Below are 15,145 nucleotides of genomic sequence, written 5' to 3'. Positions count from 1 at the left end.
GCAATGGCAGGCCGCATCGCCAAGGCCGAGGATTGTCGCCAATACAATATTCCCCGGACTTCGCCGTTCTCAGGCGCGGGCTTTTCGGCTAAGGCGGACGTGATCCGCGCGGGTGGCCCGACCTGCCCCAGACCCGCGCCCAAGCGACCGGAGCAAGCATGGATTTCGACCGTATCATCGAACGACGCGGTACCCATTCGGTGAAATGGGACATGATGGAAGCCGCCTATGGCGTCAGCGCCAAGGACGGAATTGCCATGTGGGTGGCGGATATGGATTTCGCCCCGCCGCAGTCGGTGCAGCGCGCGGTCGAGGCGATGGCGGCCCACGGGGTCTACGGTTACTACGGCGATGACCGTGCCTATCTGGACGCTATCGGCTGGTGGATGCGCGAACGCCACGGCTGGGCGGTCGATCCGGCGTGGATCTTCACCACCCATGGCCTTGTGAACGGCACATCGATGTGCATCGATGCTTTTACGAAGCCCGGCGACGGCGTGGTGCTGACGACGCCGGTCTATCACGCCTTCGCCCGCGTCATCAAAGCCTCGGGTCGTGTAGTCGTCGAATGCCCGCTGAAGAACGCGGGCGGGCGCTACGAGATGGATTTCGACGCCTGGGACGCGCAGATGACCGGGCGCGAGAAGATGTTCATCCTCTGCTCGCCCCACAATCCCGGCGGGCGGGTCTGGAGCCAGGCCGAATTGAAGGGCGTCGCCGATTTCTGCAAGCGGCATGACCTTCTGCTCGTCTCGGACGAGATCCACCATGATCTGGTCTATCCCGGCCAAAAGCACACGGTGATGGCCAACGCCGCGCCCGAGATCATGGACCGGCTGGTAATGATGACGGCCACCACCAAGACCTTCAACATCGCCGGTTGCCATTCCGGCAATGTGATCATCCCCGACGAGGGGCTGCGCAAAACCTTTGGCGCACGGATGATGGCCATGGGCATCTCGCCCAATTCCTTCGGCATGCATATGGCCGAGGCCGCCTACAGCCCCGAGGGCGCGGCCTGGGTCGATGCGCTGATGACCTATCTGGACGGAAACCGGAAGATCTTCGATGCTGGCATCAATGCCATCCCTGGCCTTGCCTCGATGAGGCTTGAGGCGACCTATCTTGCCTGGGTGGATTGCGTGGGCACAGGCATGGCGGCGGACGAATTCACCGGCCGCGTCGAGAAGGACGCGCGGATCGCGGTGAACCATGGCGGCACCTTCGGGGCGGGCGGCGAAAGCTTCCTGCGCTTCAACATCGCCACGCCGCGTGCCCGGGTCGAGGAAGCGGTCGCGCGACTGCAAACGGCCTTCGCCGATCTGCAGTGAGGGGCATCCGGCGATTTGTCCGGCTCCTGATCTGGCTCGCCCTGCTTCTGGCGGCTTTGGTCGCGCTCGGCCTCTGGTCGGGGATCAGGCCACCGCCCGCCCCGCCGGTCGTGCGGGTGCCGCTGGAGGGGCAGGTGGACCTGATCCTGGTCGAAAAGGCCGCGCGGCGCCTCACGGTCTTCCGCGATGGCGAACCCTTGCGGACCTATCCAGTTGTCTTGGGCTTTGCGCCGACGGGCGACAAGGTGCGGCAGGGCGACGGCAAGACCCCCGAAGGGCGGTTCCGCATCGACCGGCGCAATGACCGGAGCCGCTTTCACCTCTCACTCGGGCTCGACTATCCGCAGGCCGACGATCGTGCCCGCGCGGCGGCGGGAGGCTACGATCCGGGCGGCGATATCATGATCCACGGCCAGCCGAACGCCCTCTTCGGCAAGGCTACCCTGACCCGCGACTGGACGGCGGGCTGCATCGCGCTGGCCGATACCGATATCGAGGAGCTTTGGCGCGTCACCCGCGTGGGAACCGAGGTCGAGATCAGGCCCTGACGGGTACCCCGGGCGGCACCCTCCTTGAGTACCACGTGCACGCGTCGGGCTCCGCCCCGCGAGGAGTGCCCGAGGGGCTTCGACGAGCCCCCCGCGACAGGCATCAATGCCGCGCCAGATACCCCACCGGCGCCTCATCCTCGCGCACATAGTCGAGCGCCGGGCGGTCGCTGGCCGCCGTATGCCATTTCAACGTGCAGATCAGTTCGCCATCGACGATTTCCGACGCGATGATCAGGCACTGCCAGCGATGGCGCGCGCCATCGTAGAGATCGACGATGCCGCGCAGATGATCCACCTCCTCGGCATCGAGCGTGAACCCGTCCGGCAGCATCCTGAGAACAGGATAGGTCTCTTCTCCGGCGGTGATCGTCATCCGCGTGCGCTTCTTCAGCGCCTGCTTGCGGGCGGCTTCCATCTCGGCCCTAATTTCACGCGACAGAAAGTCAGACATCTTCCCCTCCGCACCTACACACGCAGGCAAGTCTGCGCCCGGGCGGCCTTCATCCCTAGTTAACGAGGAAATCTGTAAGCAATGTGAAGAGGATAGGGCGGTTCATGCCGCATTGTTGAACAATTGTGTAGAAATTGTCGCACTTTCGGCGTCGGTCAGACGCCGGGCCTTCTGGTTGACGGGCCGGATGGGGCGGCTAGGCTGCACCCGCCTGTTAACCAAAAGGATCGATCCGTGCGCCCCTCCAAGCTTGCCACTGTTCTCGCTGCGATGCTCTGTTCGATGCCCCTTGCGGTGCAGGCGCAGTGCGGCGGCTCCTTCGACAGTTTTGTCGCTGGCATACGCGACGAGGCGATTGCGCGCGGCCATGATCCTGCGCGGGTGAAGAGCTTTCTTACGGGCGCGCGGATCGACAAGAAGGTGCTGGGCGCGGACCGCGGTCAGGGCGTCTTCCGCAAGACCTTCCTTGAATTCTCGCAATCGCTGATTTCCAAGAACCGGCTGGTGACCGGCAAGAACCGGGCGGAGAAATTTGCCGCGACCTTCGACCGGATCGAACGCGAGTATGGCGTCTCGCGCGGCGTGCTCCTGGCCTTCTGGGGGCTCGAGACCGACTTCGGACAGGTGCAGGGCGACTATAACACGCTGAACGCGCTGATCACGCTGGCGCATGATTGCCGCAGGCCGGATCTCTTCCGCCCGCAGGTCTTCGCGGCGCTTGAGCTCTATGCGCGCGGCGACTTCGACCCGGCGCGCACCAAAGGCGCCTGGGCGGGCGAGATCGGGCAGGTGCAGATGCTGCCCGACGATATCCTCAGGAACGGCGTCGATGGCGATGGTGACGGCCATGTCGACATGAAGGGCTCCTCGCCCGACGCGCTGATGTCGGCGGCGAAGATGCTGAAGGGCCTCGGCTGGCGCGCGGGTGAACCCTGGCTGCAGGAAGTGGTGGTGCCCAAGGGGCTCGACTGGTCGAAGACCGGGCTCAATCACGAATTGCCCACGTCGGACTGGGCGGCGATGGGTGTGACGGCGCGCTCAGGCAATCTTCCGCGCGGTTTGAAGGGCTCGATCCTTCTGCCGATGGGGCGCAAGGGACCGGCCTTCATGGTCTATCCGAACTTCCGTATCTATTTCGAATGGAACAAGAGCTTCATCTATGTGACGACGGCAGCCTATTTCGCCACCCGGCTGGAAGGCGCGCCGGTGATGGACGCAGCCAGCCCGGAAAAGGGCCTTGGGCCAGACGAGATGAAGCGTCTGCAGGAACGGCTGGCCGCGCGCGGCCATGACGTGGGCAAGATCGACGGCATCCTCGGCGAAAAGACCCGCGAAGCGGTGCAGACCGAACAGGAACGGCTCGGCCTGCCCGCCGACGCCTGGCCGACACGCGCGCTCCTCGACGCGCTTTAAGGTACGGGCCGCTCGTCAGCCCTCTCAGGCCTCCTCGCTGAGATATCGCGGCGAAGAAAGCCCGCCCGGGCTTGATGAGCGGCCGCTTTTCTGCAAGCGTCACCCCCGACATTTGATCAATTTCCGGGTTCCGCCATGACGCCCCATCTGATCCTCACCAACGCCCGCATTCTGACGATGGACGCCGCCCGCCCGCGCGCGGGCGCCATAGCGCTGGCAGGCGAGCGCATCCTCGCCCTGGGCGCGCCCTCGGTGATCGAGCCGCTGGCGGGGTCACAGACCGAAGTGATCGACTGCCGGGGCGCGACGCTCCTGCCCGGCTTCGTCGAAAGCCACCTGCACCTGATCTTCGGCGGGGCAGAACTGTCGCACCTGCATCTGACCGGGATCGAGGGCGAGGCGGCCCTGACCAGCGCTTTCCGCGACTTTGCGGCGAAACATCCCGACCGGCCGCTTCTGATGGCGCAGGGCGGGCATTATGCCCTTCTTGACCATCCGATGAGCCGCCATGACCTTGACCGGATCATCGCCGACCGGCCGATCGCGATCATGGCGCATGACCATCACACCGTCTGGGCCAACACCGCCGCGCTGAAGGCGGCGGGCATCCTCAATGGCCTCAAGACCCCGCCGGGGCACGAGGTGATGATGGGCGCGGACGGGCTTGCCACCGGCGAACTGCTGGAATTCGAAGCCTTCGCCCCCATCGTCGCCTATAACGGCGAGGCGCGTCTTGGCCTTGGCATCGCCACCGGCGCCGAGCCTTCGCCCTGGCCCACCGATGCCGAAATGGCCATCGACCGCCGCGCGGCGGCGGCGGGCCTTGCCCATGCTGCGCGCCATGGCATCACCTCGATGGTGAACATGGACGGCAATCTCTATTCGCTCGAGCTGCTCAGAAGCCTTGAGAAGCAAGGCGGTCTGACCGCGCGGGTGAAGGTGCCCTTCCATTTCAAGCCGCACATGGATCTGTCCGAGCTTGACCGCGCCGACCATATGGCCCGCGCCTTCGCTGACGACTGGCTGACTTCGGGCTTCGTGAAGATGTTCATGGACGGGGTGGTCGACAGCCGCACCGCCTTTATGCTGAACGAGTATCCCGGCCATCCGGGCCAGCGGGGCGAGCCATTGTTCCCCGGCCCCCGATTCAATGAGATCGCGACCGAGATCGACCGGCGCGGGCTGCAGATCGCCGTTCATGCCATCGGCGATGGCGCAGTACGTACGACGATCGACGGCTATGAGGCCGCGCAGAAGGCCAATGGCCGTCGTGACAGCCGCCACCGGATCGAACATATCGAACTGGTCGATCCCGCCGACATTCCGCGCCTCGGCGCGCTCGGGATCACCGCCTCGGTCCAGCCGGTCCATGCGCCCGGCGCGATGGATTTCGCGCTGGAGCCCACCATTCACACAATCGGCCTCGACCGGCTGAAGGATGCCTATCTCTGCCGCACCTTGGCCGAGGCGGGCGCGCCTTTGGCTTTCGCCTCCGACTGGCCGGTCACCGATATCAATGTCATCCGCGGCATCGGCGCGCAGATGTGCCGGCGCCCCTATGCCGCGCCCGGCGCGAGCGATCAGCGCGTCAGCCTGATAGAAACGCTTTGCGCCTACACGGCTGGCGGCGCCTGGGCCGCGCACCGCGAGGGGCTGGTGGGCACGCTCCGTCCCGGCATGGCGGCGGATGTGGTGGTGCTGAGTGGTGATATCGAGGCAACACCGGCCGAAGAGATCGCCAGCCTTGACGTGGCGCTGACGGTCGCAGGCGGCCGGATCACCTGGCGCGCCTGATCAGTCGGCCTCGTAGGGCGATGTGCCGCCGAGGCTGTCGTTCGTGTGGGCGATCAGCAGATCTGCAAGGCAGGCCTTGTCGGTGCAGGCATCGCGCGCCTCGATGAAGAAATCATCAAGCGGCGGGTCGGAATGGTCGGTTTCGGTCCCGGTCGCATTCTCGACCGCGTAGACCCAGGCCCAGGTGTCCAGAAGCCCCATCTGCCAAAGCGCGTCATCCTCGCACATCAGCTTGTGGGCGGGCACGGACGGCGCATCGCAGGAAATATCTGAGAGCACATCGTGAGAGGAAGAAAGCCCCGCCTGAGCAGCATGGACCTTGGCCGGGTCGGGAAGGTCCGCGGACTGCGCCGGCAGCGCGGTGGTGGTGGCAAAAATCAGCGCCGCCAGGGGGCAATAGAACGCTCTCACGTCGGACTTCCTTTTTGTGGCCGGCCAAGGCACGGCGGTTGTGGCAGGAACCTAGTTCGCGTTTCAGGGGAAAAACAGGCGGGAATTCCACCATGGCGGCCGCTCAGACGATCTCTGACAGAGACTTTCCCACCCGAAACGGTGCCGCGAAAGCGATAAGGGCGAGAGCAAGGACCTGAATCTTCAGGAAGATCGTGCGGGACCGCAGGTAATCCCATTCTTCCTTCAGCGCGACGACATCGCTGATCAGTTCTTCATAGCTCATCGCCAGAACCTGAAATTCCGCGGCAACTGGCGCGCGTCCGTTCGCGCGCAGCGCTTCGATGGCAGCACCCGTCGCCTCATCCCGCGCGGTGAAGGCGAGGATTTCCTGCGTATCGAACGCATCTGCCTCTTCGGTCATGCCCGCCATTTCTTCGGCGCCGCCAAACAGCGTCAACCGCTGAAGAGGTGCGGCCATATGGGTGATGTCGAGGAAAAGCGGCAGATCGCGGTTGAGCGCCGTCGAGGCAGAGAGGTAATCGGCCTTGTCGCACAAGGGAAGCAGAAGCGCGTCAGGCGCCGCGCACCAGGCTAGGCGAAAGCGCGCCGCATCGCGGTCGAAGGCTCGACTTGCGGCATAGGCAAGGTCGATCTGCCGCTCGACCCGCGCGGTATCGGCCCGGTAAAGCCCCGCCATCACGGCGGCAACCGCCCCGAAACCGCCGAGAATGACCCAGATGAAATCCGCGACCCGCCAGGCCCTATGGCCTGCAGGCTTCGTCAGGATGAAAAGCCAGCCAAGCGTCCCCGCCGCAACCGCGCCGAGGATGATCAGAAGCTGGTTGTCGAGAAGGAAGGACATGTGCACTCCGGAGACGGGCCCACTTTCGGAGCAATCCCGGCCCGAGGCAAGGCCGGGCACGTCATGCTCGTGCGGCAGATGCGTCAGGTGCCGTCCCGTACAAACTATTGCCGCAGGAAATCGTCTTCGATCCGGACGATGTCGTCTTCGCGGAGTTCGGCGCCGAACTGCACTTCGACAAAGACAAGCGGTGCATCCCCGTCGTTCGCGATTCTGTGCTTGGTTTCCCGGGGAACATAGACGTGGCTGCCCCGGTCGACCCGTATCGTGTCACCTCCGATCGTTACCGTGCCCCGGCCTGCGACCACCACCCAATGTTCCGAACGGTGGTTGTGGTATTGCAACGACAGCCGCGCGCCCGGGTTCACGTCGATCCGTTTGACGACATATCCGGGATCGGACTGTACCACCTGCCAGCGTCCCCACGGACGGGTTTCGGCCTGACCAGCGCGGTAGGAAAGATCGGTCATATGTGTATTTCCTGCTCTTTAATGGAAGCTGCAACAATCGGGGCTAGGATGGCCGCGGTTGCGGGTTTTGAAACCATCGCGATGCGCGCGCCAAAACGGTCAAGCAGCGGATGATCGGGCGGCAAATGTCCGGATACGACAACAACATGCCCGTTGGACGACGTGCCGAGGAAGGTTTCGGCCAATTCCCAACCGGATTGTCCGGCATCGAGGTTGAGGTCGGTGACAAGAAGGTCGGGCGTTTCGCCGTTTTTCATCCGGTCGAGCGCTTGCCGGTAGCCGGACGCCGTTTCGGTCCGGCAGCCGAGCGATGTCATCGCACGCGCTATGGCCTGCAATGCGGCAGGTTCGTCATCGACCGCGAGGCAGAGCCGGTTCAAGCCCACCGATAGCGAGGGTGTATCTGCCATCGCTATCGGCAGATACAGCGATACAGCGGTTCCTTCGCCGCGCGCCGAGGTGATCTGGATATCGCCACCCGACTGCCGGATGAATCCATAGACCATCGACAGGCCAAGCCCGGTTCCGGTGCCGTCTGCGCGTGCGGAATAGAACGGCTCCATGGCATGGCGCATGACGTCGGGCTCCATGCCATGACCGTCGTCCTGAACGGTGATGACGGCCCGTCCGCCGTCGGCTTCGGCCAGTTTGATCGAGACTTCCCCCGGCCCCTCGATCGCCTGATTGGCATTCAGGCAGAGGTTCAGGATAGCGCTTTCCAACTGACCGGGATCGACGCGAACATGAAGAGGAGCGTCGGCTGCGTGAACCTTCAAGGTGACATCGTCACGCATCGCAAAGCTGATCAGGTCTGTAAGCCCGTCCATCAGCGTGTTCAGCTCGACGATCTCTGGCTCCAGATGCTGCTTTCGGGCGAACACCAGAAGCCTCTGAGTCAGGGCGACGCCGATATCCACAGCGTCGCGGATTCGGTTGCGCAGGGCTTCATCGCCCGTGTCTCCCGGCTTCCAGAGCTGCAGCGATCCGGCGATGGTCGACAGGATATTGCCGAAATCATGTGCGACCTCGCCCGTGACCTGACCAAGGCTTTCAATGCGCTGAATCTGGGCCAGACGTTCGTCAACCCGCCGCTTTTCGGTCGTGTCGGCAAAGAGCCAGACCGCCCCACCATCGGGAAGGGAATTGCGCCGCGCCTCTACGATAAACCCGTCGCGGCTTTGCCAGTCTCCCTCCCCGCTTCCTTCAAAGGGCGCGGCCGCGCGCAACTCTTCAAGTGTCGGTCTTTTAGAAAGCAGGGCGGGCGGGACGCGCAGAATGCGCGGCAGGCAGGGATTGGCGACCACCAGTCTGCCGTCCTCACCCATGATGGCTACACCGTCGCTGATATTGCCGAAGACCCGTTCAAAGAGTGCGTTCTTCTGGGCAAGTTGCCGGTTGGACCGGTCTAGCCGGAGCGCATTGGCGCGGAATGCCCGGAACGCGTGGAATAGCTTTCCGATTTCGTCGCCGGAGCCTTCCCCCCGTGGCAGGCGGCTGGTGCGGTCGCCCGAGGCGAGTCGCATCATTGCATCGGCGATCGCGGCAAGGTTGCCGGTCACATAGCCCGATACGAAAAGGGCGGCCCCCGCCGCGATGGCGATGCTGGTCAGCGCCGCGCCAATCACGGCGAGGCGCGCGACTGCAATGCTCGATGATGTGGCGTTTCGTTCGCCAGACAGTTTGGCTTCTGCGGTGGCTACGACATCCGCACTCGTCTCACTAAGGGCTTCCGAGGCACGGCGAATGCGAAAAAGCGCATTCTGCCCGGCCAGACGTTCGCTCAGTTCAAGGCGCCTTGTCGTGAACAGCCCGTCCGCGCCAGCGACGAGGCGCGTGACAAGATCGAGCGCCTCCTGCTGGTCTGGATCAAGCTGGTCGGGCACAACCGTGGGCAATTGCAGATAATACTCTCGCTGGAACTCGCCCGCAGCGATGAGGCTGTCGGCCCGCCCCGCGCCGATGGCCGCGCTTGCGAGCCGTTGAAGCTGCAGCCAGCCGCGTCGGACCGGGAGCGCCGCGCCCGGATCGGCGGTGGCAAGCGCGACCCGGCGTTCCACGCGTGAAAGCTCGGCCACCAGCCTGAGGCTACGTTCGCGCACTTCGGTCATCCGGCCGGTGGCGGCAACGAGGTCTTTGACGGCGATGTCCATCGAAGCAAGTGGGCCTGACACGTCATCATTTTCGCCCGCCGTGCTGCGTATCTCCGTGATAGTACGGCCGATCGCATCGGCCTCTTGCCGCACGCGGATAACCGAGGGAAGGTTGAGCAGATAGGGTGCCGAGGTCGCAAGGTCAGCCGCACTGCGTGACAGTTCCGGCGCATCGGCGACTTCCGCAAGTGTTTCGCGGTGCAGGGCCTCTAGCCGCGCTTCGGCGTGGGCGAGCGCGATCATGGCGACGCTTCCGGCGACCAGCGTCGAAGCCGCCAAAGCGGCAAGCGCCGCCCAGAGCCGACCGCGCACGCTCCAGCGAAGGTCGGGCGACCTCATGCGCCTGCCTGCGCCATCACAAAGACATAGCCTTGTCCGCGCCGGGTTTGCAGGTGAATGGGCTTCGAGGGAACCCGTTCGATCTTGCGCCTGAGCCTCAGGATCAGCACGTCGATCGTGCGGTCGACATAGCTGGTCAGATCGCTGCCCAGTTCGTGCAGAAGCTCGGTGCGCGGGATCACCCGGTCGGGATGGCGCAGAAAGTATTCCAGCAGACGGTATTCGCCGTTGGTGAGTGCGATTTCATCGCCTTCCGCATTGAATAGCTCGCGTTTCTGAAGGTCGAGCCGCAGGTCCCCGAATTGGATGGCAGTGTCGGGTACGGTCGGCGCGGTCGCCATGCGCCCGGTCCGGCGTAGAACGGCGCGGATCCGCGCGATCAGTTCACGCGGGTTGAAGGGCTTCATCACGTAATCGTCGGCGCCGACCTCGAGCCCGATGATCTTGTCGATTTCGTCGCCGCGCCCGGTCACCATGATGATCGGCAGATCGCCGCGCGCGCGCAGGTCCATCGCGAGGGTGAGCCCGCTTTCGCCATTGAGCTTGAGGTCGATCAACGCCATGTCGAGCCCATCTGCGCCGTGCGCGCCGAAGGCTGCTATGCCCTCGAAAGCCCGTGCCTGGAACCCGTGTTCGACCAGAAGGTCCGCAACGGTATTGCGCATATTGGCATCGTCGTCGACGACGGCAATGACGGGCAGCTCGTTTCGGGTTTCGGTCATCGACGTTTCGGCTTTGTCCGGTGGTTCAGGACTATGGCATGGTTTGGGTGCCTATACCTTCGGATTTTGGTTTGCTTTGTTAAGGGGGGAGGATGGGGGCTGTAACACTGTTAACCGTTTCCCGCCCCCATGTTAGCACTGTTCACCAAGCCCTGCTCGCTCTGGCGAAGGTGGCTTTCCATCATGGGCAAAGCGGCTGCAGGTGACCCGAACGGCACCGTGGCGCGAACCCAAGGGAGGAACATGTGAAAAAACTGTCTTCGATCAGCCTCGCGGCTGTGCTGGCCGTTCTGGCCGCCCCCGCTTTCGCCGATGAACTGAATGTCGTCTGTTCGAACGAACAGGACTGGTGCGACCTGATGGCCTCGAATTTCGAGGCCGCGACCGGCATCGACGTCGCCATGGTGCGCAAGTCGACCGGCGAGACGCTGGCGCAGGTCCGCGCCGAGGCGGGCAATCCCAAGATCGACGTCTGGTGGGGCGGCACGGGCGATCCACACCTCATCGCCGCCGCCGAAGACCTGACCGAGGCTTCGGGGGCCGATACGTCGGCGCTACTGCCCTGGGCGGTCAATATCGCCGAAATTTCGAGCGGCAAGACGATCGGTATCCATGCCGGAGCGTTGGGGATTGCCTATAACGCCGATGTGCTGGCCGAAAAGGGTCTGAAGGCCCCGGCTTGCTGGAAGGACCTCGCTGATCCCGCCTACAAGGGTGAAATACAGGTTGCGAACCCGAATTCCTCGGGCACCGCTTACACCGAACTGGCGACGCTGACCCAGCTTTTCGGCGAGGATGAAGCCTTCAAGCTGCTGGCCGAGATCGGCGCCAACGTGAACCAGTATACCAAGTCCGGCTCTGCGCCTTCCAAGGCCGCCGCGCGCGGAGAGACGACGATTTCCATCGGCTTCATGCATGACATGGTGAACCTGCGGAAGTCTGGCTTTCCGCTTGAAATCGTCGCACCCTGCGAGGGGACGGGATACGAGGTCGGCGGCGTGTCTGTGATCAAGGGGGCCAAGAACCCCGATGCGGCGAAGAAATGGGTCGATTTCGTCCTGACGGCCGAGGCGCAGCAGGCCGGACTTCAAGTCGGTGTCTACAACGTGCCCTCGAATTCCGGTGCCACGCTCGACCCGGATTCGCCGGACCTGTCGTCGATCAAGCTGATCGACTACGACTTCGCCACCTATGGCGCATCGGACACCCGCGAGCGCCTTCTGGCCCGCTGGGATGCCGAGGTGAAGGGCGCGGGCGGCGCTGTCGAAGAGTAAGCCCGGTGGCGGGCCGCCCCGGCGGCCCGCGTTTCCCGAACGGGACAATCAAGGATAGCGAACGATGAAGCGGACGGCGGGGCTCTGGCTCCTGATCGGGCTTGCGGGCTATGCGCTCCTGCCCTGGTATATGGTGTCAGGCGGGGTCTTCAGCCTCGGCTGGGTTGTGGACATGACCGGAAAGGGGGCGGCTCCCGCCTTCTGGCAGGTCGTGACGCAGGGGAAATGGTGGCTCGCCGGTCCACTTCCGGCTTTCGCCGCCGTGGCGCTGGTGCAGGGTTTTGCGCGGGGTCAACTGACCGCTGCGCGGGCGCTCGTCGGCGCGGCGGCGGCGGGGCTTGGGCTGCTGGTCGCGCAGGGCCTTTTGATCCCCGGCAGCGCCGCACGGTTCGGCTGGATCGCGGGCGAGGGCCAGCCCGGCATGGGCGCCGGGGCTGCCATCACAGCGCTGGCGCTTCTGCTGATCCTGACCACCGGCATTTCCGGCCTTGGCCGGGGCCGGGGCGATGCCTTTGTCACCGGGCTGATCGGCCTGATCGTGGCGCTGGTGGCGATCTTTGTCTTTTACCCCGTCGCGCATGTCCTGATCCGCGCCTTCGAACTGAAGGGCGGCGCGGGATATGGCGTCTCGGAATTCCTCGGACGCTTCTTTTCTGCGAACCTCTGGGGGCTGGGTTGCCTCGCCGGGGGCGAATGCGGCCCGGCGGTCAATTCGCTGGTGCTCGGGGTGATGACGGGGGCGGGGACAACCGCGCTTGGCCTTGCCTTCGCGCTGATCTTCACCCGGACCGGCTTTCGCGCGAAGCCCGTTCTGCGCGTGCTGACGATCATCCCGATCATCACGCCGCCCTTCGTCATCGGTCTTGCCCTGATCCTGCTCTTCGGCCGCGCGGGGACGGTGACAGAGTTCTTCGCCGACACCTTCGGCTGGGAAAAGACCCGCTGGCTATATGGCTTCGGCGGCATCTACCTTGCGCAGATGCTGTCCTTCACCCCCATCGCCTTCCTCGTCCTGATCGGCGTGGTCGAAGGGGTCAGCCCCTCGATGGAAGAGGCGAGCCAGACGCTCGACGCCGACCGCTGGCAGACCTTCCGCCATGTCTCGCTGCCGCTGATGCGACCGGGGCTGGCCAATGCCTTCCTCTTGGGCTTCATCGAAAGCCTCGCCGATTTCGGCAACCCGCTGGTGCTGGGCGGCAATTTCAACGTGCTCTCGACCGAGATCTATTTCGCCATCGTCGGCGCGGTGGCCGATCCCGCCAAGGCCGCGATCCTGTCGATCGCGCTTCTGGTGATGACGCTTGGCGCCTTCCTGGTCCAGCGCCGCTGGGTCGGCAGGAAATCCTATGCCACCGTTACCGGGAAAGCTGATAGCGGCCGCCACGCGGCGCTGAACCCCGCGCTACGCTGGGCCTGCTACCTGACCGCTTTGCCCTGGGCCGCCTTCACCGCCGCGATCTATTCGATGATCGCCTTCGGGTCCTTCGTGAAACTCTGGGGCTACGACCATTCCTTCACGCTGGAACATTACATCCGCGCCTTCTCGGTCTCATTCGCCAATGGCATCCGCTTTACCGGATCGGCCTGGGACAGCTATTTCACCACGCTGACGATCGCCGGCATCTCGGCCCCGCTCACGGCCTTCGTCGGCCTTGCCACGGCCTATCTTCTCGTCCGCCAGAAATTTGCGGGCAAAGAGGCGTTCGAGTTCTCGACCATGCTCTCTTTCGCCATTCCCGGCACGGTGATCGGCGTGGCCTATGTCATGGCCTTCAACTTCCCGCCGATCGAACTGACGGGAACCTCGGTCATCCTCATCATCGTCTTCGTCTTCCGCAACATGCCGGTGGGCGTGCGCGGCGGCATTGCCGCCATGTCGCAACTTGACCGCAGCCTTGACGAGGCCTCGATCATGCTCGGCGCGAACAGTTTCACCACCGCGCGCCGGGTCATCGCGCCGCTGCTTGGCCCCGCGATCCTTGCCGCGCTGACCTACAGCTTCGTGCGCGCCATCACCTCGGTCTCGGCCGTCATCTTCCTCGTCTCGGCCCGCCACAACATGGCGACATCCTTCATCGTCGGCCGGGTCGAGAACGGCGAGTTCGGCTTTGCCATCGCCTATTCGGCGGTGCTGATCCTGACCATGCTCGCCGCCATCCTCATCCTGCAACTTCTCATTGGCAAACGCCGCCTGCGTAGGGCGGATCGTGTCGAGGCCTGATCATCGGAGACCCCAGATGCTGAACAAGACCCAGAAAGGCTCCGTCCGCTTCGAAAGCGTGGTGAAGAGTTTCGGCGAGGTGACGGCGCTAAGGCCGCTCGACCTTGATATCGCGCCCGGCACGCTCGTCACGCTGCTCGGCCCCTCGGGCTGCGGCAAGACCACGACGCTCCGGCTGATCGCGGGGCTGGAAAGCGCCACCGAGGGCCGCATCCTGATCGGCGGCCATGACGTGACGCATCTGTCGGCGACCTACCGCAAGGTCTCGATGGTGTTCCAGTCCTATGCGCTTTTCCCGCATATGACGGTGATCGAGAATGTGGCCTACGGCCTGACCGTGAAGCGAATGCCAAAGGCCGAGGCCCATGCCCGCGCCGAAGAGGGGCTGGAGATGGTCGGCCTGGCCGGTTTCGGCAAGCGCCTGCCCTCGGAACTCTCGGGCGGCCAGCAGCAACGCGTCGCCGTCGCCCGCGCCATCGTGCTGGAACCCGAAGTGCTGCTGCTGGACGAACCCCTGTCGAACCTCGACGCGAAGCTCCGCCGCCATGTGCGTGAGGAGATTCGCCAGATCCAGCAGCGGCTGGGCCTGACGGCGGTCTATGTCACCCATGACCAGGAAGAGGCGATGGCCGTTTCCGACCGCATCATCGTGATGAAGAACGCCGAGATCGCCCAGGAAGGCACGCCGCGCGACCTTTACGAACGCCCGGCAAGCGCCTTCATTGCCGATTTCATCGGTGACGCGAACCTTCTCCCCTGCGAGGTCACAGGCCACAGCGCCGATGGAACGTTCATCAGACTGGGCGACGACAACGTGATCCTTTCCACCGCAAAGGCGCCCGTCGGATCAGCGTCACTGGTCCTGCGCCCGCATCAGGTACGCATGTCCCGCACGCCCGCACCCGGCACTTTCGCCGCCGAGGTCAGTTATGCCGCATATCTCGGCAACCAGATCCAGTACACGCTGACCAGCGCATTGGGAGAGGTCTTTGCCGTCGTGCCGCCGGGCGCGGAACCGTTCGCAACGGGCGACAGCGTATTCGTCGGGTTTCCGAGCGCCGAGGTCCAGCTTGTACCCGCGGTGGCGGCTGATCAGTATATGACCAAGTGAGGTCGCAAGCGCCGTCGCACGAACGGTTGAAATGCGAAGGCCGCCTCGGCCCTTTTTCGCAAG

At 64.3% G+C, this 15,145-nt stretch carries 13 protein-coding genes; 7 read left to right on the top strand and 6 right to left on the bottom strand.

Annotated elements, in window-relative coordinates; genetic code table 11:
* Window positions 1–158: 158 nt before the first annotated feature.
* Complete coding sequence (locus tag OU426_RS05940) at window positions 159–1,331, top strand: MalY/PatB family protein (protein WP_267632984.1); 1,173 nt, start codon at window positions 159–161, stop codon at window positions 1,329–1,331.
* Entirely contained in the window at window positions 1,328–1,879 is a 552-nt protein-coding gene (locus OU426_RS05935) for a L,D-transpeptidase family protein (protein WP_324289800.1), read from the top strand. The genes OU426_RS05940 and OU426_RS05935 overlap by 4 nt, the downstream gene beginning before the upstream one ends.
* A 103-nt stretch (window positions 1,880–1,982) precedes the next feature.
* Here OU426_RS05935 and OU426_RS05930 read toward each other — a convergent pair whose 3' ends face one another.
* Window positions 1,983–2,333, bottom strand: coding sequence for a hypothetical protein (locus tag OU426_RS05930; RefSeq protein WP_267632982.1), 351 nt, complete (start codon window positions 2,331–2,333; stop codon window positions 1,983–1,985).
* A 270-nt stretch (window positions 2,334–2,603) separates the two neighbouring features.
* Here OU426_RS05930 and OU426_RS05925 point away from each other — a divergent pair, with 270 nt between their 5' ends.
* Both OU426_RS05925 and OU426_RS05920 read left to right on the top strand, forming a co-directional pair.
* On the top strand, window positions 2,604–3,746 hold the full coding sequence (locus tag OU426_RS05925) for a lytic murein transglycosylase (protein ID WP_267633403.1): 1,143 nt from the start codon (window positions 2,604–2,606) through the stop codon (window positions 3,744–3,746).
* A gap of 135 nt (window positions 3,747–3,881) precedes the next feature.
* A complete protein-coding gene (locus tag OU426_RS05920; RefSeq protein WP_267632981.1) occupies window positions 3,882–5,540 on the top strand; it encodes an amidohydrolase in 1,659 nt (552 codons plus the stop codon).
* On the opposite strand, the gene OU426_RS05915 is transcribed toward OU426_RS05920, so the two are convergent.
* The 5 genes from OU426_RS05915 to OU426_RS05895 all read right to left on the bottom strand — a co-directional run bounded on the left by OU426_RS05915 (window position 5,541) and on the right by OU426_RS05895 (window position 10,476).
* Entirely contained in the window at window positions 5,541–5,951 is a 411-nt protein-coding gene (locus tag OU426_RS05915; RefSeq protein WP_267632979.1) for a hypothetical protein, read from the bottom strand.
* Between the two features lie 103 nt (window positions 5,952–6,054).
* Window positions 6,055–6,795, bottom strand: a complete 741-nt coding sequence (locus OU426_RS05910; protein WP_267632978.1) for a hypothetical protein — start codon at window positions 6,793–6,795, stop codon at window positions 6,055–6,057.
* Window positions 6,796–6,899: 104 nt separating this feature from the next.
* The gene (locus OU426_RS05905; RefSeq protein ID WP_267632977.1) at window positions 6,900–7,265 is read right to left on the bottom strand and encodes a phosphomannose isomerase type II C-terminal cupin domain; all 366 of its coding nucleotides are present in this window, start codon (window positions 7,263–7,265) and stop codon (window positions 6,900–6,902) included.
* A complete protein-coding gene (locus OU426_RS05900) occupies window positions 7,262–9,754 on the bottom strand; it encodes an ATP-binding protein (RefSeq protein ID WP_267632976.1) in 2,493 nt (830 codons plus the stop codon). The genes OU426_RS05905 and OU426_RS05900 overlap by 4 nt, the downstream gene beginning before the upstream one ends.
* Complete coding sequence (locus OU426_RS05895; RefSeq protein WP_267632975.1) at window positions 9,751–10,476, bottom strand: response regulator; 726 nt, start codon at window positions 10,474–10,476, stop codon at window positions 9,751–9,753. Before OU426_RS05895 ends, OU426_RS05900 begins: the two co-directional genes overlap by 4 nt.
* 245 nt (window positions 10,477–10,721) lie before the next feature.
* On the opposite strand from OU426_RS05895, the gene OU426_RS05890 reads away from it, so the two are divergent.
* The 3 genes from OU426_RS05890 (at window position 10,722) to OU426_RS05880 (ending at window position 15,082) form a co-directional block, all read left to right on the top strand.
* Window positions 10,722–11,750 (top strand): ABC transporter substrate-binding protein, encoded by a 1,029-nt coding sequence (locus OU426_RS05890; RefSeq protein ID WP_267632973.1) that lies wholly within the window; start codon window positions 10,722–10,724, stop codon window positions 11,748–11,750.
* Window positions 11,751–11,814: 64 nt separating this feature from the next.
* Window positions 11,815–13,971, top strand: coding sequence for an ABC transporter permease (locus tag OU426_RS05885; protein WP_267632972.1), 2,157 nt, complete (start codon window positions 11,815–11,817; stop codon window positions 13,969–13,971).
* A 16-nt stretch (window positions 13,972–13,987) separates the two neighbouring features.
* Entirely contained in the window at window positions 13,988–15,082 is a 1,095-nt protein-coding gene (locus OU426_RS05880; RefSeq protein WP_267632971.1) for an ABC transporter ATP-binding protein, read from the top strand.
* Window positions 15,083–15,145: the final 63 nt, after the last annotated feature.

Source organism: Frigidibacter sp. RF13 (assembly GCF_026626305.1).
In the GTDB taxonomy this organism is placed as follows: Bacteria; Pseudomonadota; Alphaproteobacteria; order Rhodobacterales; family Rhodobacteraceae; genus TMP-24.
Note: the sequence above shows the minus strand (reverse complement) of the source record. Positions and strands in the feature narration are given on the sequence as shown.